Here is an 18432-nt window from a genome sequence, read left to right as displayed (position 1 = left end):
CTATCCTATAAATCTATACTTTCCCCTGTGATCAATGAAAAGAACTGGTAGTGATTTAAATGTAGAGAGTCTGAAGTGGTAATTTGCAATTTCGCTTTTAGCTGCTTTGCTGAGGTAATGAGTTCCTTATCATCTCCCTCTAGCTTCATATAACTCGCAATTTCTGGGTGCACCACTAAACAAAGATTGAGATGTTCCCGATGGTTAATTGCCTTTTTTAAACTTCTCTCAATTTCAATAACGACACTTTCTGGAGTTTTAATCGATGCACTTCCATTACAGTATGGGCAGGTTGTAAATAGAGTTTGCATTAAAGATTCTCGATTTCTTTGCCTCGTCATCTCTACTAAACCAAATTCGCTCATGCTTAAAATTGTACAACGGGCTCCGTCGTATTTCATATGTTCTTTAAGTCTCTCTAAAACCCGGCGTTGATTTTTTCGAGATTTCATATCAATAAAATCAATAATAACTAAACCACCAACATTACGAAGACGAAGTTGCCTTGCGATTTCTTCAGTAGCCTCAAGATTAATTTGTACTAAAGTTTCTTCAACACCACTTTCTAATTGTGTACTCCTTCCAGAGTTCACGTCTATTGTGTGCATGGCTTCTGTTTTATCAAAGAATAAGTAGCCCCCACTAGAGAGCCAGATTTTTCTTTTCGTCGCCTTATCGATCTCTTTTTCGATATTAAACCGTTCAAACATAGGAATAGAATCTCTGTAGTACTCAATTTTTACAGTGGATTCTGGAGCATATTTTTTTAACATACGCTTGCATTTTTGGTAGGTAGCATAATCATCAATAAGTAAACGCTTGTAATTCTGGTCTATGCAGGTAATCACAGCCTTCTTGAGAATATCAGTTTCTTCATAAAGGAGACAGGAGTCATCTGTGGAGTGATATTTCTCTAAAATATTTTTCCAAGTAAGAAGGAGATCATGGGCTTCATTAATAAGAGCTTCTGTAGAAGCTGTCGTACTGGCAGTACGACAAATTAACCCCATATTTTGAGGCATTTCAAAAGAACGTATCAATTGCTTAAGATGTTCCCGCATTTGCAAATCTTCAATTTTTCTTGAGACTCCACGATGAGGGGAGTTTGGCAACAGCACCAAGTAACGTCCAGGAATAGAAATATTAGAAGTCAGCCGAGCTCCTTTATTCCCAATGGGCTCTTTAACTACCTGTACTAGCACAGGACTATCCAACTTTAATAACTCTTCAATGGGGGCTTCTTCCTGTTGTTCTTGTGCAAGGGTTTCAGGATCGGCATCGAACATCTGCTCGAATTTTTTTGAGTTTTCTAAAATATCAGAAATGTGGATGAAGCCGTTTTCTCTTTCATCAATGTTGATAAATGCAGATTGAATATTTTTTAAAATATTCGTTACACGCCCTCTATAAATATTTCCTTTTAATTGGCGGATTTTTTTTCTTTCAATAATCAAGTCAAAAAGTTGACCATTTTTTAAGTGAGCGTAGCGGATTTCTTTGGATTCTATGTTAAGTAAAATATCATTTTCCATGGCCTTCCTTATGTCTGTCCTACCATTCCTAGGTCCTTTTCTTTCTAAAGGGGGTGGTTCTTAAGAAGAAGTGGGAGTTGATTTACTTATGCTTAAGTAAGTTATGAGAAGGATTCTATAGAAATTAGGTAAAAAAATTCTACAGAAATAGCTAGTTGATTTTTAAAAAGAAAAATTAAAAGATCAATATTTTAATATTGTTTTTCTATTTAAATATGTCTTTGTTTTCTATAAATCTTTAACTTTGGTAAGCTGTTTTCCTTCTAACCTAACGCTTTTGGGTTTTTGAGAAAAGCTTTTCCATGAAGTATTCTGACAACTTAAAATTATATGTTCGTCGTTTGAAGTCTCCAGGAATTCAAGAAAAAATTTGTTATGTTTTAGATCCCAGAGAGATTCGTGAAGCTGGAGAAGAGAAGCTTTTTTATCATGAAATAGATGTTCAGGGTAGCTTAGAACGTTTAGATGGTAATCAGTGGGTCCTTTTATTGAATTTGAAAACTTTATTAGGGTTAACCTGTCCCGTATGTAATCAAGAATTTTCTCATGCGGTGCAGTTGACAGAGCTTTATCATTTGATACATCTCGAAGAAGTGCAATCAGGGGTGTTTGATTGTGGGCCGTTGATTCGGCAGGAGCTCCTTTTAGAAAGTAATGGCTTTCAAGAATGTGTTAAAGAGGGATGCCCAGAAAGAAAAAATATCGTACAATTTTTAGAAGATAGAAAAAAAATAGAGGGAGAGAACCCCTTTAAGCTTTTATAAGGTAAGGTAAAGAATCATGGCAGTACCACGTAATCGACATAGTAATGCAAGAAAAAATATTCGAAGAAGTCATCTCGCTAAAAAACCTCGTCATGCAGCGATATGTAGCAATTGTAAACACGCGGTTTTACCTCATACGATATGCTCTTCCTGTGGGTTTTATGATGGGAGATCGGTTCTCTCTATAGAGAAAAAATAATTACTTTGTGTTTTATGAAAGTGCGAATTGGCGTAGATCTTATGGGAGGAGACCATTCTCCTCTTGTAATTTGGGAAGTCTTGGTTGATGTACTAAATTCTTGTAAGGTATCTCCGACATTTACTTTCATTGCATTTGCTTCTTCAGAGGTGCATGAGGAGATTTTAAAGGATGGGACGTTATCAGATGGCTATCCTGAAATTATCGTCTCAGAAAGCGTTATTGCTATGGAGGATTCTCCTTTAACGGCGATTCGCAAAAAATCATCTTCCATGGCATTAGGGTTAGATTGTCTATCTGAAGGACAGTTGGATGCTTTCATATCCTCTGGAAATACAGGAGCTCTGATTACCCTATCCAGAGCAAAAATTCCCGCGTTCCCAAAAGTAACACGTCCTGCACTACTTGTTCATGTCCCTACGATGCGGGGAAAAGCTGCTATTTTAGATGTGGGGGCGAATATTCATGTAAAACCCGAGGAGATGATAGATTTTGCTCGTATGGGGATTGCCTATCGGCAATGTTTAGGTAAAATTGAACAGCCTAAAGTGGGGTTGTTAAATATTGGCTCAGAAGAGCGTAAGGGAACAGAATCGCATCGCCAGACCTTTCGTATGCTTAGGGAGGTATTTCAGGATGCTTTTGTAGGGAATATCGAAAGTGGGGATATCTTTAACGGCGTTGTAGACGTTGTCGTTACAGATGGATTTACAGGAAACGTCTTTCTCAAAACTGCAGAGGGCGTATTTGATTTTTTGCGTCATCTTTCAGGAAATAAAATAGAAACCATGATAAAGGATCAACTAGGGGATATAATTTATCCTGGATCCATGGTATGTGGGCTTTCCAAACTTGTGATTAAGTGTCATGGGAAAGCAAGCACTTCATCTTTGTTTCATTGTATTTTAGGATCTATTGATCTGGCTCAAGCACGCGTGTGCAGTCAAATTTTGTCTAGTCTTGTGTAACTCCTTTAGTATAGTAAATCTTTTCTTTCTTTATTGACGGGATCTTGTTGATAGTGATACATATCTTGCAAAAAAAAAGAAGTTATAAGCATTGCTAGGGGTTGATTGACCATGAGAGTAAAAAGGGCTAGAGGATATCAAAGAACCTCATTATTTTCTCGTTCTGTAGCTATGGTAGTGTTCGCAGCAGGAGGAATGATCAGTCATATACGGACTGCATGTGTGTTTGCTGATGAGAATACCATAGATGCCGCTCTTTTATGCTCTGTAGAACTTTTAGAAGGAGTTTCTGGAAAAGGTCTTGATCTTTCTTCTTTATTGCAGTTGCAGCGTATCGTTCATGAAAGTACGCTATATTCTGTAGGTCTGCCTCTTTCTTGGGAGGACCTTTTTGCCCCCAAGGAATCTTCTGAAGAGGGAAAAGCTGTTCCACAAACTCAAGGATTGGGATTTCTTTTTCGAAAAGATCCTCAATTGGAAATCAAGCCTCTTATAGGACTCCCTTATAGGGGATTGATGTTTTATGGTTCTGAAGAGTCTTCACGTATGAGCTTTGAAAACATCTCTGCGTCTAAATCTGGTTCTGCCTTGTATTCTGATGAAGACCTCATTTTTAAGAACCTTACTGGGGGCGTAAACTTGTCTAATTGTGAATCTTTAGAAGATGGAGGCGCAATTTTTGCTCAAGGACAGGTGCTCTTCCAAAATCTTGGAGTGGTGGAGTTACGTAAAAATATCTCGTCATCCGAAGCTTCAGCAGGATTGGAATTCTCTGGAGGAGGAGCCTTAGCTTCTCGTGGATCGGTTTTATTATCTGGGAACCGAGGAGTCCAATGTATAGAAAATGTCTCCAAAGCTTCTGGAGGAGCGATTCTTTCGGAGAGTACTTTGCTAAATGAAACTACAGGAGATGTTGTCTTTAAGAAAAACTTTGCTGAGAGAGCTGGAGGAGCAATTTTAGCAAAGCAACATGTTCAAGTGCAGGGAAATTTAGGAAATATCCAATTTGAAGGAAACTCTGCTCAATATGCAGGGGGAGCGATTCTCTGCGGCTCTTTGGATTCTGGAATGTTGGGTCATATTGACATTACAGATAATTTAGGAAGTGTGTGTTTTACCAAGAACCTTAGCGCATCTAAAATTCGAGTGATGAACTCAGGAGAAGACTATGCTGGAGGAGGCGCATTATGGGGAAAGGATATCTCAATTTCTTCGAATTTAGGGGACATTTCCTTTTCTGAAAATCAGGGAGGAAGCGTTTCTGCAATTGGTCGCTATGTAGGAGGAGGAGCGATTTTCTCTACGGAAAACACACGAATTTTGGAGAATTCTGGAACTATAAGTTTTATTAGAAATCGTGGACAAGGTCTTGCAAATGCTCCCATTCCTTCTCCTGAAGAAAGTAAAGATGAAGAGAAGAAAGAATCAGACGAAACTAATACTGAAAACCTAAAAATAGATACTGTAACAGCATCTATTCTTTGTGCTTCTCATGGATCCCAGGAGGGTATAGAGAATTTGAAGGAGGATGTCCGTGGGGGCGGAGCAATCTTTTCAAGTTGTGTAGATATCCAAAACAATAAGGGTCATATAGGTTTTGGATATAATTCTGGAGGAGGAGCGGAGAACTCTATAGCACAGCATCACGACTTAGCCATTATAGGAGGAGGTGCTATTCTCGGGACTTCTAAGGTAGTGGTTCGGGGGAATCAATCTGTAGCCTTTTTAGAAAACTTTACTTCTGGAGCTAAGGATTGTGGAGGGGCGATTCTCTCTCGTGATGTGTGCCTGGAGGGTAATGCTAAGTTAGAATTCAATACGAATGGTTCCAGCTTTTTAGGCGGCGCAGTCTGTGCTTTAAGTGGAGAGGTACACATTCAAGATCATCTTGGGAAAGTTTCGTTTGTAGAGAATAGAACCCGTTATGGAGGAGGAGCGATTTCTGCAGCTAAAGAGAGCGTAATCATTTCTGGAAATCGTGACAGTGTAGAATTTAAAGAGAATGTGGTTTTTGGTCATCCTGCGTCTGAGAATCCCGAAGAAAATCTTTTCGGACGTTATAGTGGAGGAGGAGCAATTCTTGCAAAAAAGTTTGTTGAGATCAAAGATAATGCAGACACTGTATTATTTACAGGGAATAGAGCTGGAGCATTTGGAGGTGCTATTCTTGTTGGGTCTTTAGAGTCTTCATCAGGAGGAAAATTTGGAGATCAGGTTGAAGATGAAGGCGCAGTTTTATCGATCACAGGAAACTCTGGAGACGTTGTTTTTTGTGGGAATAGCACATCTGTAGCAGTTTCTGCTACGGAAAAGCAGTTTGGCGGAGGAGCGATTCATACTAAGGAATTAAAGATTTCAGAGAACCAAGGAGCTGTGTCGTTCTTGAGCAATCGCTCTGCAACTGGAGCGGCAGTAAGAATCTCTGATTCGGGTTCTGTAGTGCTGCGAGCTTTAGGTGGTGACATTACCTTTGATGGAAATCTTACATTTGATGGGAACTATGAAGCGATCTATTTCGCAGGGCCAAGTTCAAGAATTCAGGAGTTATCCGCATCTTCTGGAAAAAGTATTATTTTCCGAGATGCGTTAACGTTTGAGGATATGACGCTTCGTCGTGCTTCTGGAAATAACCCAAACTCTCCTACTCTCGTGTTGAATTCTCTAGAAGAAGGGAAAGAGCATACCGGAACAATACTTTTTTCTAGAGAAACGTCGAAGATACCCCAAGTGGCGGTTTTGCAGGGAGGAACTCTTGCGTTAACGTGTCAAGCACAGTTATGGCTAGGAGGGTTAAAGCAAGAACCTAAAAGTGATATTTTGATGGAAGCAGGAACTGTGTTAAGAGTTTGCGAGCAGTTCCTAAAGAATGAGCAAAAATCAGAAGGTCGTGAGCACCCAGAAACTCCTCCCTTTGTAGAGGCAGCAGTATTATTTCCAAAAGCTTCTGTAGAGACTACAGAAGCAGCTTCGAGTTCCGAGAGTATAGTTTTGTCTAACCTTTCTATAGATATTTCTTCTTTTGCTTCAGAAATTAACAGTGAAGCTCTGCCCCCTAAGTTAATACTTCCCGAAGGTTCGATAGACCAGCTTAAAAATTTGCGTCTTAAAGTTGTAGATGTTGAAGGGCTGGGATATGAGAATCATTCGCTATTAAGTCATTCCAGAAACATTTCTTTAGTAGAGTTTTCCAAGATTTCACAGGATTCGACAACTCCAGTGAATGATGAGCTTTTGTCTCACATTGATGTGGATATTACATTACCAGAGATGAGCGCAAAAACCTATGGGCATACGGGCATGTGGTCTTCAACGAGAGTTGAAGAAGGAAAGCTTGTTGTTGATTGGATGCCTACGGGTTACAACCTAAATCCTGAAAAACAAGGATCTTTAGTATTGAACACATTATGGGGAGTAAGTGAGGATCTCCGTGCTGTGAAGTTGCAACAGCTCTCCCATAACATGTCTATACAGAGAATGGAGTTAGATTTTTCCACAAATATATGGGCAGCAGGAATTGGAACCTTTTCCCAGTGCTCTAGTGAGACTAAGATCGATGGGTTTGCACATCGTGTTGGAGGCAGTATTATTGGAATGGATACGCAGTTGATAGAAGATTTTCTCCTTGGAGGAAGTTTTTCTCAATGTTTAGGGTATACAGGTAGTAACTCCTACGATGCTAGAAACGATCACAAAAGCTATATAGGCTCAGGGTATATCAGTATCCTTGCGGGCTCGTGGTTGTTAAAGGGGACATTTGTTTATGGGCACATTGCTAATGAGCTTAAAACAAATTACTCTAGTTTGGGCTGTTCATCAGCGAGCTGGAATTCTAAAGGCTTTTTAGCTGATGCGAAGGTGGATTATCGTTACATTATTAACCCACGCAGGTTGATTTCTGCATTCGTGTCTGCGTACGTTCCCTTTGTGGAGGTAGAGTATGTCCGCGTGGATCTTCCAGAGGTTCAGGAATTTGGTTATGAAGCAAGGACTTTCCAGCCTAGCCGTTTGGAAAATGTTGCGATTCCTTTTGGCATTACCTTAGAACAGGGATATGCTCGAGGATCTCGTTCGGAAGTCAATGGATTTAGCGTGGCATATGTCCTTGATGTGTACCGAAAGCAGCCAGAAACAATGATATCTTTGCCTGAAGCGCAATTCTCCTGGAAGGGAGAAGGGGCTGATGTTTTCCGCAAGGCTTTAAGAGCACAGATTAATAATGACACAGAGTGGTGTTCATATTTCAGTACCCACTTTGGCGTGAATTATGAGTGGCGGGAGCATATGTCCACAGTAGATGTAAATGCTGGCGTACGCGTGATTTTCTAAGCATTAAGAGGGAGCTTTTTAGTCTCCCTCTTTCTTTGCATATGGAAGTAGAGCGTGGATTCTATCCAAAAGAAACCGAATGCCGAGTTGGTTAAGCTCTCTTTTCAATTTGTAACTATAAAATAGGTTATACATTACAAGAACGCGTTCTTGAGGATTAAAACCTAAAGCTTCTAGCTGAGAAAAAAGGTATTTTGCTATAGCCTTTTTTATTGCAGGGCTACTGTTGTAAATACACAGTTCTATATGGTTGATTAGCTTGGAAGCTGAGGATGTATAGATTTTGCAAAACTGCTGAAACAGCTTTTCAAAAGGCTTTTCTTGAGGAGTGAATATAAGCTTTTTAAAAAATTGGAAATTCAGCCCTAGTAGGTCACTGTATTGTTGCTTAAATCTGAAAATGTCTTCGCTATTGAGGGAGTGTTCTATAGCTAGGCTAAGGAGCAGGCATTCCTTAAATTCTAATATCCAAAGTAGCAGTAGGTTCTCTACAGAATTTTCATGTTTATAGAAATCTAAGAGTTTAGAATAGGCTGCAAATGCTGTTGCTAAGGAGTCCTCAGCATGTAATGCAATATACGCTGCTGAGGCACGTTTTTCTATAAAGGAGAGATGGTGATCTTGTAACGCTTTGTTATATTGCGTCATGATACGTGCAAGAATTTTCCCGTTTGGATGAGATTTGTATGTACAGAGATTTGTCAAAATGGCCTTCCAAGGAGGTGTAAGAATTTGCAAGGCGTGAAGAGTTTTAGAGAGATTAAAATAACATAACTTTGTATTGTCTTCGGGATCAGAGAAGGCCTGCTTTAAAGAAGGTGGTAGTTGAGGTTCTAACTGGGGATTGATAGTTATTACAGGTTGCAGTAAGGATTGCTTGAGATTTTCTATCCGGATAGCTAGTGGTTTTTGGGAATTTTTACAACATAGCTGATGAAGAAAACCGAAACCTAACAGTAGAAATTTTATAGGGTATAGGAGAATACATAGGATTGCAGATAGCGTGAGTGAAATAAGAATTTTCGTAATAGAAATGCGTTCAGGACGTAGGGGAGTATGTTGGCAGGTATTTGTTAGCAATCTTGCTACTAAAGAATAGATAAATCGAAAATCTAAGTTTTTAACAAAATATCGGATATTTGCAGCTGTATATGTCCCCAGAAGGCCGTGTATGGGAATTAAATTATGTAGATTTTCCAGGTAAAAAATCTTCATGGCACATCTGATTTTTTATAATAGAGAAGCATTGGAATAATTTTTATACCTCTTGAATAAGATCTAAAGTTAGTAATAGGTATGCGATAGCTTCTATCTTAAGCTCATAATTTTCATCGCATAAGCTTTCCAAGAGGTCAACGTGTGCTGTTGTATTGGGGAGGTTAAGGAGGTTTTGAAGTAGAGAAAGGGTATAATCATGAACGGTAGCTTGTGTTGTTGGATCAGCAGATTTGTAAGCTTTGAAGACTTTTATTATAAGTGTTTCCCCATACTTTGCATAGGCTTCTTTAAAGTCATTGAAAAGTTCGATATATGGTGTTTTTAAGTCTCCGCTCGTTTGCCTTAGAGTGAGTTTTGATAGGTTCTCTTGAAGATGGAAGGTGGCAAGCCCGAGTTCTTTTCCATAATGGTGCTTTACGCCGTTAATGATGTGCCACTCTTCATCATCGAATTGTTGATCGTGAATATTGATTGTTTCGAAACGTGCTTCTTTGAGAACAGCTCTATGTTCATGAAGTTCTAGAAGGAGAGCTTCTTTAGCCTCTTGAACCCACATAAGAAGTTGATTTTCCCCAAGGCTAGATTTGCTATAGAGCTGCATAAGGGCGCGTATAATAACCTCCCCCCATGTAGGCTTGCATGCAGAAGCCGAGAGGCTAATAAATAAAGCTGCTTTACGTTTCTTATCTTTAGGGATAAGAGGATCGTTAAGTGCAAGCAGAAAGAAATGCATAAGAATCGGAAAAGTCTCTCCATCCGGGTGTCCTCGCTCATTTTTTAAAGAGCGTACATAGGGAAGGATAATGTTTTTCCAACTGTTATCGTAAGCATTATAACGCTTCAGGGCTGCTTCTAGATGATCATAGTTACAAGTGACTCCCTGAGCACGCTCTAGATCTTTGAAGAAAGGCAAGAGCTCAGGAGCTTTACTTAGAGCTTCTGGAGACGTATTAGTATTAAAGCTCCGAAGCTTCCCTGTTTCATCCAAAAGGATCAGTTTTAACGAAGTTATGAGATTATCGACTTCTTTTTTTTCATTTTCAGTTAAGCTTCTTAAAGAAAGAGGAGGGACACCCCCAGGGATCTTTTTAGGTGAAAGAATATTGAAACTTTTCCGATACCAATGAAAGCAACAAGAGGAAAAAGAGAGTAAAAGGCGGATAGGCAAAAGTAAAAGATATAGGAGAATTGTTGTAATTAGTGCGGGAACACATATAGCAACAGCAGAAAAGCACGAACAGCTTTTTGGCCATTTTCTAGGAGAACAGATCGCTTGAAACGCATGTGCTGTAGATATAAGAAGATCAATAAACTGAGTGTTCTTTAACCATGTTTGAATGCACGAAACTTCTCTAGGGGATGGATGGCTACTTACTGCTGTATGGGGAGCTTTTTCAACGAAGGAATATCCTGCAATATCCATAAAAACATAAAAGAAAAAGTTTTGCTTGCATTTTATAGAAATTGAGATTTTATCAATACGATAACTTTCAAGATTCTGGTTTGTTGTGTTTATTTTTGTTTTTTCTATCACTTATTAAATAATAGTTGAAATATTACAAATTACTTTTAAATTAAAAATTTTTTAACTTTAAAGGGAAAAATGTGATGTTGGGATGTCATAAAAAGAACAAAGAAATTCTTGAGGGGAGACGACATTTGTTGTCATAATGTGTCGAAGTTTCTCGCAAGCTACTTTTTGTTCTTCTCGATGTTTCCCTTGCATAACGAGCTCTAGAGCTGAAGCAACCTCTTCGGGATGGAAATCTGTTCTGTCTCCTATGAATTCTGGGAAGATAATAGATTTCATGATGATATTAGGAAGAGAGTAGGCTGGGAGGAAAATTTTAAATACGTACTTAGCCAAAAAGGAGTCCAGGGCTCGTAATTGACATGTCACAATTGTAGGAGTTTGGGTAAGGGCTGTTTCTAAAACTATAGTTCCACACTTTGCTAGGGCGCAATCGCTCTCATGCATAAGTTCATAACGTAGTGTTGCTGGGATAATTACTGCATGCTCGCAATGCTCTTCCTTAAGAACTGCTTGGATAATCTCATCATTTTGCGGAGAGGATGAGGAGATGAGGAGTTGGTGGGTGTTTTTTAAAGAAGAGGAAAGAAATGCGCGGACTTGGACTTTTAAGTTTCTTTTAATATCTCCACGACGGCTTCCAGGAAATGCTGCGATAATGGGACGAGAGGAAATTGGGAAGTTGTCTTTCCAGGAGGAGTCATACTGATGATTAGCAATTGCATCAACCAAAGGGTGACCCAAGTATACCGTGTTTAGAGAAGAATCTGAGAACAGCTCTTTTTCAAAAGGAAAGATAACAAGAAGCGCATCAAGATATTTTTCCAAAAATCGCTTTCTTTTTGATCTCCAAGCCCAAATAGTCGGACAAACATATTGAATGATTTTTCCCTTATAACCGCGTTTTCTTAGTCCTTGAATCAGATAAGAATGGAAATCAGGGAAGTCAATACAAACAACAGTTTCTGGTTTTTCTTTGAGAATAGTTTTTAGGGTTTTCCTGTACTTTTTAAATAGAGAAAATAAAGTCGTAAAAACTTCAGAAAATCCAGAAACATGGAATTCTTCGCTGTTGATAATAGGGGTAAGCCCTTGCGCGCGCATGCAAGGTCCTCCGATTCCAGAGAAGATTTTCTTGGGGTGTAGGGATTTGATAACGCGGATCAGGTTCCCCCCAAGAATATCCCCACTAGTCTCCCCCGCGGAAAGAAAACAATGATTTGTTGCATACTGCTGAGTGTCTTTTCTTTTGTAAAGAAGGTAGAAATTTGCCAAAGGGGGAAATAACCCACAGCTATAGCTTAAAATATTTACAGGATCCTTCAAGCGGATGAAGTAAATAAGAGAGAGAGAACCTCCTACAAGGCTCATTTTCCAAAAAATCTTTGGAATTTCAGATTTGTGACCTTGCTCAACAAAATACCACTGAAAGAGAAACCTTGCAGAAAAGATAAGAAGTCCAAAATTCCCCAAAACATGCCAATATATGTTTATAGAAACACGGGGAATATGAGGGAGATTTGGTGCTGCAATCCATTGTGTACTGGGATCAAAGTACACAGAGATGAAAAACGAAAGAAGAACCAGCGCTGGAGCCAAAATGATCGCTGTTAGAGTTTTTTGAAAAGAAATAGGATGGGCAGACAAGATGTTTAAGTTCCTAAAATAAATCATTAGATTTATCGTATAAAGCATTGCAATGGGGTATTGATTTTGAATGAACCCATGAAGAATCATGAGAATTGCCCCTAAGGAGGAGATTTTCCAAAAGAACTTGGGAACTTGGGAAGTTTTATATGCTTTGTTTTGCCACCACTGGAGGGTAAATGCACTTCCAAAACAGAGATTTGCAAGGAGCCCCAAAGGATACAAAACTTGTTTTAGGATTTGGGACAGCATACTTACCCATTGGTTAAGAGGAAGATTCCTTTTTTTTCTGGAGTGCATGGTAATGGTGCATCCAAGCTGAATATATCTTAGCGAGTTTCGGATAAACTAAACTACGAATTTCTAATAAGGAAACTGCTTCCAAAAAACGTGTATGGTTTAAAAGCTTACGATTAAAAAAATGGGTTTTCTTCGTAGGAGTTAAGGGTGTAAGACGGTATTGCATTTGAAGAATGAGTGCTGTCAAAATGAAATTCTTCTTTGAGCAACTCGTAAAAGAGTCTGCAAAAAATTTCTCAAGGAAGTTTTTAATGAAATCAAAAATTGCTGATAAAGATAGGTTGGGATACTTACTATACTTATAACGCACATTGAAATTTACAGTAGGGTATAAAAAGACCGCAAACACTTGATGACGATCATAAACCATACTTTTACTTTGAATTTTGTAATCTAGAACCTCAAGATATTGGTAGGTTTGTTCTTCTAGTACTTTGTTAAGACGAAACGCCTTGTCCATGTAGGGAAACAGAATTTCAAGCAGGTGATTTTCCTTAAGTAAACGGAAAAAGCGCGCGGAAACTCCCGAGTTGAGCATTTTTATTAGCTCTTCAAACACACGAGCTTGAGAACTTTTCGTTAATTCGCGATGACAAGCAAGCAATGCTTCTTGAGTTTGGGGCGCAACAGTAAACTGAAAACGGGAAAGGATTTTTAATAACCGTAACATACGTACAGGATCTTGTTTAAAGCGCATAAAAGGATCCCCTATAGTACGTAAATAGTGGTTGCTTAGATCACTCATGCCTCCTGTATAGTCAATAATGGCTTCCTCTGCAGGATCATAAAATAGACCATTAATGGTAAAATCCCTTCTTAAAACATCTTCCTCTGGAGTTCCCCATAAATTATCTTTAGTAATAAGGGCATCCGTCTCAGTATCCCCAGAGCGGAATGTGGAGACCTCAATAATTTGGTTGGCAAAACGGATATGGGCGAGACGGAAACGCTTTCCTACAAGAATACAGTTTTTAAATAGTGCTTTGATTTCTTCAGGCTTTGCAGATGTAGAGATATCAAAATCTTTGGGCGTTGTACCAAGCAAAAGGTCGCGAATGCAGCCTCCAACAATATAGGCAGTATACCCTGCTTTACGTAGAGCCTTTACCACAGACAAGGCTTGGGGAGAAAAATCATTAAGTCTTACGTTATAGTCTGTAGCTGAATAAATTTTTGGTATGAGGGGGGATGGGGATTTTTTTTTTAACAAGTTCGAGCCTCTGTGGAAGAGGATGTTAGTTTTGCAAGCCATTTATTATAGTTATTAATGGTTAAAAGTCTTGGAAGAAAAAAAGAATTGACATGTTAAGAGTCCTTCCTTATCGAAGATGTCAACATAGCAAAAATATAGAAGTTTTCAAGAGAAAAATCTTCTGAAATAAGAATTTATTAAAGGATTCTTGTTTTCTTTTTTCGTTTAACGAATTCTTTATATGATAGTGAGAAATTATGAACTGAAGGATGCATATGGTTCAGGAAACAAAGCAACTTTTCGGAACGGATGGAGTTCGCGGAAGAGCAAACTTTGAGCCTATGACTATAGAAACCATAGTATTGCTAGGCAAAGCTGTAGCTGGTGTTTTGCTAGAAGAAAGACCAGGAAAGCATCGCGTTGTTATAGGGAAGGATACGCGTCTTTCGGGATATATGTTCGAAAGTGCTTTGATTGCAGGATTGACTTCTATGGGCGTGGAAACTCTCGTATTAGGCCCGATTCCCACTCCAGGAGTTGCTTTTATTACTCGTGCGTATCGTGCGGATGCAGGGATTATGATCTCAGCTTCCCACAATCCCTATTGGGATAATGGGATTAAAATTTTTTCTTCTGAGGGGTTCAAGATTTCCGATGCAGTAGAAACAAGAATTGAAGCAATGGTAAGAGAGTTTACATTTGGAAATTTGCCAGAAGATCATGCTGTTGGCAAGAACAAACGCGTTGTAGATGCGATGGGAAGGTATATAGAGTTCGCAAAGGCAACGTTCCCGAAAGGGAAAACCCTAAAGGGATTGAAAATCGTTTTAGACTGTGCTCATGGAGCAGCGTATAAGGTGGCTCCTTCAGTTTTTGAAGAACTCGATGCTGAAGTGCTCTGTTATGGCTGTGAACCTACAGGAGTCAATATTAATGAGAACTGTGGGGCTCTGTTCCCTTCAGTCATTCAAAAGGCCGTGATAGAACACCAAGCGCATCTTGGGATTGCTTTAGATGGGGATGGGGATCGCATTATTATGGTTGATGAAAAAGGACATATTGTCGATGGAGATATGATCCTTAGTATTTGTGCACATGATTTGAAAAGAAAGTCTCAGTTACGTAGGAATCGAGTTGTTGCTACAGTAATGACAAATTTTGGTGTATTGAAATATTTAGAGAGTCAAGATATCGATGTGCTCATTTCTCCCGTTGGGGATCGTCATGTTTTGCAAAGTATGCTAGAAAATGAGGCCTCTTTAGGAGGAGAACAAAGCGGCCATATGATCTTTTTAGATTATAATACCACAGGAGACGGCATTGTTTCGGCTTTGCAGGTATTGCGTATTATGATTGAAAGTGAATCTACATTGTCAGACTTAACATCTGCAATTGTAAAGAGCCCTCAGGCTTTAATTAACGTATCTGTTCGAGAAAAACTCCCTCTAGATAACTTTCCTTCAATACAAGAAGCTTTAAGAGATATTCAAAGTACTTTAGGATCTTCAGGAAGGATATTGTTAAGATATTCTGGAACGGAAAATATTTGTAGAGTTATGGTTGAGGGATTAAAGAAACATCAGGTGGATTGTCTTGCAAAGACATTAGCAGACATTATTACGTTAGAATTGGGTTCTAGAGTTATCGAATAGGGAAACTATGTGCGGAATATTTGGATATCTGGGTAGTAAAAAGGCTGTTCCTCTTGTTTTAGAAGGCTTAATTCATCTGGAATATCGTGGATATGATTCTGCTGGGATTGCTGCTATTGAACCTCAAAAATTGCTTGTTAAAAAGACTATAGGCCGTGTTTCTGAATTAGCGAGTTCTTTGAAGAATGAAGGGATTTCTGCCTCCTTAGCAATAGGACATACCCGATGGGCGACTCATGGAGTGCCCACAGAAATAAACGCGCATCCTCACATTGATACACTGAACTCCTGTGCTGTTGTTCATAACGGCATAGTTGAAAACTTTAAAGAATTGAGAGCCTTATTAGAGGATGAAGGAATTCGTTTCTCTTCAGAAACAGATTCAGAAGTTATTGCTCAGCTGTTTTCTTGGCATTATCAATCTAGTAAGGACTTGTTACGAAGTTTTTCATGGACTTTGTCGCAGCTTCAAGGAAGCATAGCTTGTGTTATAATTCATAAAGAATATCCGGATGTAATGCTTTGTGCATCGCAAGAAAGTCCTTTGATCTTAGGGCTAGGTGAAGATGAAGAAACCTTTGTAGCTTCAGATTCTCGAGCTTTTTGTAAGTATGCGAAACGTGTACAATCTTTAGCTTCAGGAGAGCTTGCTGTTATTCAGAAAAGAGCACCCATTGAGTTTTATAATTTTGAATTAAAAAAAATTACGAAAGAGTTTCGTCAAATTGCTTACAGTGAGGATACCACGGATAAATGTGGATATAGCTATTACATGCTTAAAGAGATTTATGAACAACCAGATGTTTTGGAACATTTGATTGATAAATACCTTGAACCTCAGGGAGGGCTGAAAAACAATTTTTTATCTGAATTACCTATAGAGGATTTTGATTTAATTTCTATTGTTGCATGTGGGTCTTCGTATCACGCTGGATATCTAGCTAAATATATTATAGAAGCTACTACGACTCTTCCTGTGCATATCGAGGTTGCTTCAGAATTTCGCTATCGTCATCCCTATATTGGGGGAAAAACTTTAGCAATTTTAATAAGTCAATCAGGAGAAACGGCAGATACTTTAGCAGCCTTTAAGGAATTACGTTTAAGAAATGTTGCAGCTACGTTAGGTATATGCAATGTCCCAGAATCGACATTGGCTATGGGTGTAGATTATTGCTTATTTTTAGAAGCAGGAGTAGAAATTGGTGTTGCTTCAACCAAAGCTTTTACTTCTCAGCTCTTATTACTTATGTTTGTGGGATTAAAGTTGGCTACCTTTAAAGGGAAGCTATCTAGTCAAGATTTGCATAGTTACATTCAAGGATTAAAAAAGCTTCCTAGTTTATGTCGTCAGCTTCTTACTAACGACCTTTTATTTTCTTGGGCTCAGGCTTATCATAAAGAAGATAAGTTTCTGTTTTTAGGACGGAGATTTATGTATCCTATTGTCATGGAAGCCGCTTTGAAACTTAAGGAAATCGCTTATGTTGAAGCGAATGCTTATCCCGCGGGAGAAATGAAGCATGGCCCTATTGCCTTAATCTTTCAGAAATCTCCTGTGATCGTGTTTTGTGGTGATTCTGTCGTTTATGAAAAAATGATTGGCAATATCATGGAGGTTAAAGCACGTCGTGCTCATGTAATTGCAATTGCCTCCGAAAATCACCAAGATATTGCGGCTGTTTCTGATAAACAGCTTTATGTTCCTGAAAGTCATAATTTAGTGGCTCCTGTTTTATACGCAATAGTAGGCCAAGTTATGGCTTATGCTATGGCTCTTGACAGAGGAAACGAAATAGATTACCCTAGAAACCTCGCAAAATCTGTTACTGTAGAATAGCTTTAGAATAGTTTCCTAAAGGTTCCCCATTTTAATTTTTGTAAAAAATAAACTAAAAAAGAGATTGTTGTGTCAAGTAAAGTCGTTGGAGGCTCCTTGCTTATAGCTGGTACTGCTATTGGTGCTGGAGTTTTAGCTGTCCCCGTATTAACTGCTGAAGGTGGATTCTTTCCTACAACATGTCTTTATATACTTTCTTGGCTTTTTTCTATAGCTTCAGGACTATGTCTTCTTGAGGTAATGACTTGGATGAAAGATAAGCAGCAAGTGAATATGCTTTCTATGGCTGAGAATACTCTAGGACAAGTAGGTAAAATATTAATGTGTCTTGCTTACTTATTCCTTTTTTACTCTCTCTTAATAGCATACTTTTGTGAAGGAGGAAACATATTAATCCGTGTTTTTGGGTGCGGAGGCTTGAATGCTCCTTGGTTACGTAATTACGGGCCGATGGCTTTTGCATGCATAATGTGTCCTATTCTTTTATCGAAAACTGTAGTTGCAGATTACTGCAACCGTATTTTCACATTAGGACTCGTGGTCGCCTTTGGAGCTTTTTGTATTCTAGGGTGTACTAAAATGCACATGGGGTTGTTGTATCGCTGTTCTTGGGTATCTTCCTTAAATGGTTTACCTATCCTTTTCTTAGCCTTTGGGTTTCAAAGTGTGATCCCTACTCTATACTACTACATGGAACAAAACATTAGAGATATTCGTCGTGCAATTTTTTTAGGAAGCCTACTTCCTTTAGTGCTTTATGTTGTTTGGGAAGCCATAGTGCTTGGCGGTGTGCCTTTAGGGGTTTTGAGAGCGACGAAACTACAAGGCTGTACTGCTGTAGAGGCTTTAAAACAAGCGTTACAATGCTCCGGGGTTTATATTGCAGGAGAATTTTTTGGCTTTTTCGCTCTTGTTTCCTCATTTATCGGTGTGGCCTTAGGAGTAATGGATTTTCTTATAGATGGTTTGAAATGGAAAAAAAAGACCAGTAAATTTTCTATTTTCTTCCTAGCATTTATTATTCCCCTTGCCTGGTCAATGTGTTATCCTGAAATTGTTTTGAAATGTCTTAACTATGCAGGAGGTTTAGGTGCAGCTTTGATGACTGGAGTATTTCCTGTATGGATGGTCTGGGAAGGGCGCTATATTAGGAAATATCATTCAGCAAAACAATTATTGCCTGGGGGAAAAATTACTTTGGCACTTATGTTGTTTGTAATAATAATTAATGTTGTTAGCCTTTACTATAAGTTTTAAGTTGGA

Annotated in this window: 12 protein-coding genes; 7 read left to right on the top strand and 5 right to left on the bottom strand. The window is 38.8% G+C overall.

What is annotated here, in order from left to right:
• Positions 1-5: 5 nt before the first annotated feature.
• The gene (locus tag G5S_RS00340; RefSeq protein WP_013712185.1) at positions 6-1532 is read right to left on the bottom strand and encodes an Rne/Rng family ribonuclease; all 1527 of its coding nucleotides are present in this window, start codon (positions 1530-1532) and stop codon (positions 6-8) included.
• Between the two features lie 302 nt (positions 1533-1834).
• Between G5S_RS00340 and G5S_RS00335 the strand changes: the two genes are divergently transcribed.
• The 4 genes from G5S_RS00335 to G5S_RS00325 all read left to right on the top strand — a co-directional run bounded on the left by G5S_RS00335 (position 1835) and on the right by G5S_RS00325 (position 7789).
• Entirely contained in the window at positions 1835-2296 is a 462-nt protein-coding gene (locus G5S_RS00335; RefSeq protein WP_013712184.1) for a hypothetical protein, read from the top strand.
• Positions 2297-2312: 16 nt separating this feature from the next.
• A complete protein-coding gene (gene rpmF, locus G5S_RS04950) occupies positions 2313-2495 on the top strand; it encodes a 50S ribosomal protein L32 (RefSeq protein ID WP_080556994.1) in 183 nt (60 codons plus the stop codon).
• A gap of 14 nt (positions 2496-2509) precedes the next feature.
• Positions 2510-3463 (top strand): phosphate acyltransferase PlsX, encoded by a 954-nt coding sequence (gene plsX / locus G5S_RS00330; RefSeq protein WP_013712183.1) that lies wholly within the window; start codon positions 2510-2512, stop codon positions 3461-3463.
• A 111-nt stretch (positions 3464-3574) separates the two neighbouring features.
• Entirely contained in the window at positions 3575-7789 is a 4215-nt protein-coding gene (locus G5S_RS00325; RefSeq protein WP_049770592.1) for an autotransporter domain-containing protein, read from the top strand.
• Positions 7790-7807: 18 nt separating this feature from the next.
• Here the strand turns inward: G5S_RS00325 and G5S_RS00320 are convergent, their stop codons facing one another.
• Genes G5S_RS00320 through pcnB form a run of 4 tightly spaced genes read right to left on the bottom strand, consistent with a single transcriptional unit; the run spans position 7808 to position 13737 of the window.
• Positions 7808-9004, bottom strand: coding sequence for a DUF1548 domain-containing protein (locus tag G5S_RS00320; protein WP_024010163.1), 1197 nt, complete (start codon positions 9002-9004; stop codon positions 7808-7810).
• Positions 9005-9047: 43 nt separating this feature from the next.
• Positions 9048-10541, bottom strand: a complete 1494-nt coding sequence (locus G5S_RS00315; RefSeq protein WP_013712180.1) for a DUF1548 domain-containing protein — start codon at positions 10539-10541, stop codon at positions 9048-9050.
• 57 nt (positions 10542-10598) lie between these two features.
• Entirely contained in the window at positions 10599-12437 is a 1839-nt protein-coding gene (lpxB, locus tag G5S_RS00310; protein ID WP_041467054.1) for a lipid-A-disaccharide synthase, read from the bottom strand.
• A 13-nt stretch (positions 12438-12450) separates the two neighbouring features.
• Positions 12451-13737 carry a polynucleotide adenylyltransferase PcnB gene (gene pcnB / locus G5S_RS00305; protein ID WP_041466989.1) on the bottom strand — a complete coding sequence of 429 codons (1287 nt, stop codon included), beginning with the start codon at positions 13735-13737 and terminating at the stop codon, positions 12451-12453.
• Positions 13738-13952: 215 nt separating this feature from the next.
• On the opposite strand from pcnB, the gene glmM reads away from it, so the two are divergent.
• From glmM to G5S_RS00290, 3 genes are all read left to right on the top strand, one after another.
• Positions 13953-15329, top strand: a complete 1377-nt coding sequence (glmM, locus tag G5S_RS00300) for a phosphoglucosamine mutase (protein WP_013712177.1) — start codon at positions 13953-13955, stop codon at positions 15327-15329.
• Positions 15330-15336: 7 nt separating this feature from the next.
• Positions 15337-17169 carry a glutamine--fructose-6-phosphate transaminase (isomerizing) gene (gene glmS, locus G5S_RS00295; RefSeq protein WP_013712176.1) on the top strand — a complete coding sequence of 611 codons (1833 nt, stop codon included), beginning with the start codon at positions 15337-15339 and terminating at the stop codon, positions 17167-17169.
• Between the two features lie 69 nt (positions 17170-17238).
• Entirely contained in the window at positions 17239-18426 is a 1188-nt protein-coding gene (locus G5S_RS00290) for an aromatic amino acid transport family protein (protein WP_013712175.1), read from the top strand.
• The last annotated feature ends 6 nt before the right edge of the window (positions 18427-18432 follow it).

It is taken from the genome of Chlamydia pecorum E58 (genome assembly GCF_000204135.1).
GTDB lineage: Bacteria > Chlamydiota > Chlamydiia > Chlamydiales > Chlamydiaceae > Chlamydia > Chlamydia pecorum.
This window is presented reverse-complemented; position numbering and strand designations above follow the sequence as displayed.

Excerpts from the sequence above, each read along its gene's own strand:
- glmM (WP_013712177.1), top strand. The coding sequence starts at position 13,953 with ATGGTTCAGGAAACAAAGCAACTTTTCGGAACGGATGGAGTTCGCGGA.
- rpmF (WP_080556994.1), top strand. The coding sequence starts at position 2,313 with ATGGCAGTACCACGTAATCGACATAGTAATGCAAGAAAAAATATTCGA.
- G5S_RS00320 (WP_024010163.1), bottom strand. The coding sequence starts at position 9,004 with ATGAAGATTTTTTACCTGGAAAATCTACATAATTTAATTCCCATACAC.
- lpxB (WP_041467054.1), bottom strand. The coding sequence starts at position 12,437 with ATGCTGTCCCAAATCCTAAAACAAGTTTTGTATCCTTTGGGGCTCCTT.
- glmS (WP_013712176.1), top strand. The coding sequence starts at position 15,337 with ATGTGCGGAATATTTGGATATCTGGGTAGTAAAAAGGCTGTTCCTCTT.
- G5S_RS00325 (WP_049770592.1), top strand. The coding sequence starts at position 3,575 with ATGAGAGTAAAAAGGGCTAGAGGATATCAAAGAACCTCATTATTTTCT.
- G5S_RS00335 (WP_013712184.1), top strand. The coding sequence starts at position 1,835 with ATGAAGTATTCTGACAACTTAAAATTATATGTTCGTCGTTTGAAGTCT.
- plsX (WP_013712183.1), top strand. The coding sequence starts at position 2,510 with ATGAAAGTGCGAATTGGCGTAGATCTTATGGGAGGAGACCATTCTCCT.
- G5S_RS00340 (WP_013712185.1), bottom strand. The coding sequence starts at position 1,532 with ATGGAAAATGATATTTTACTTAACATAGAATCCAAAGAAATCCGCTAC.
- pcnB (WP_041466989.1), bottom strand. The coding sequence starts at position 13,737 with ATGGCTTGCAAAACTAACATCCTCTTCCACAGAGGCTCGAACTTGTTA.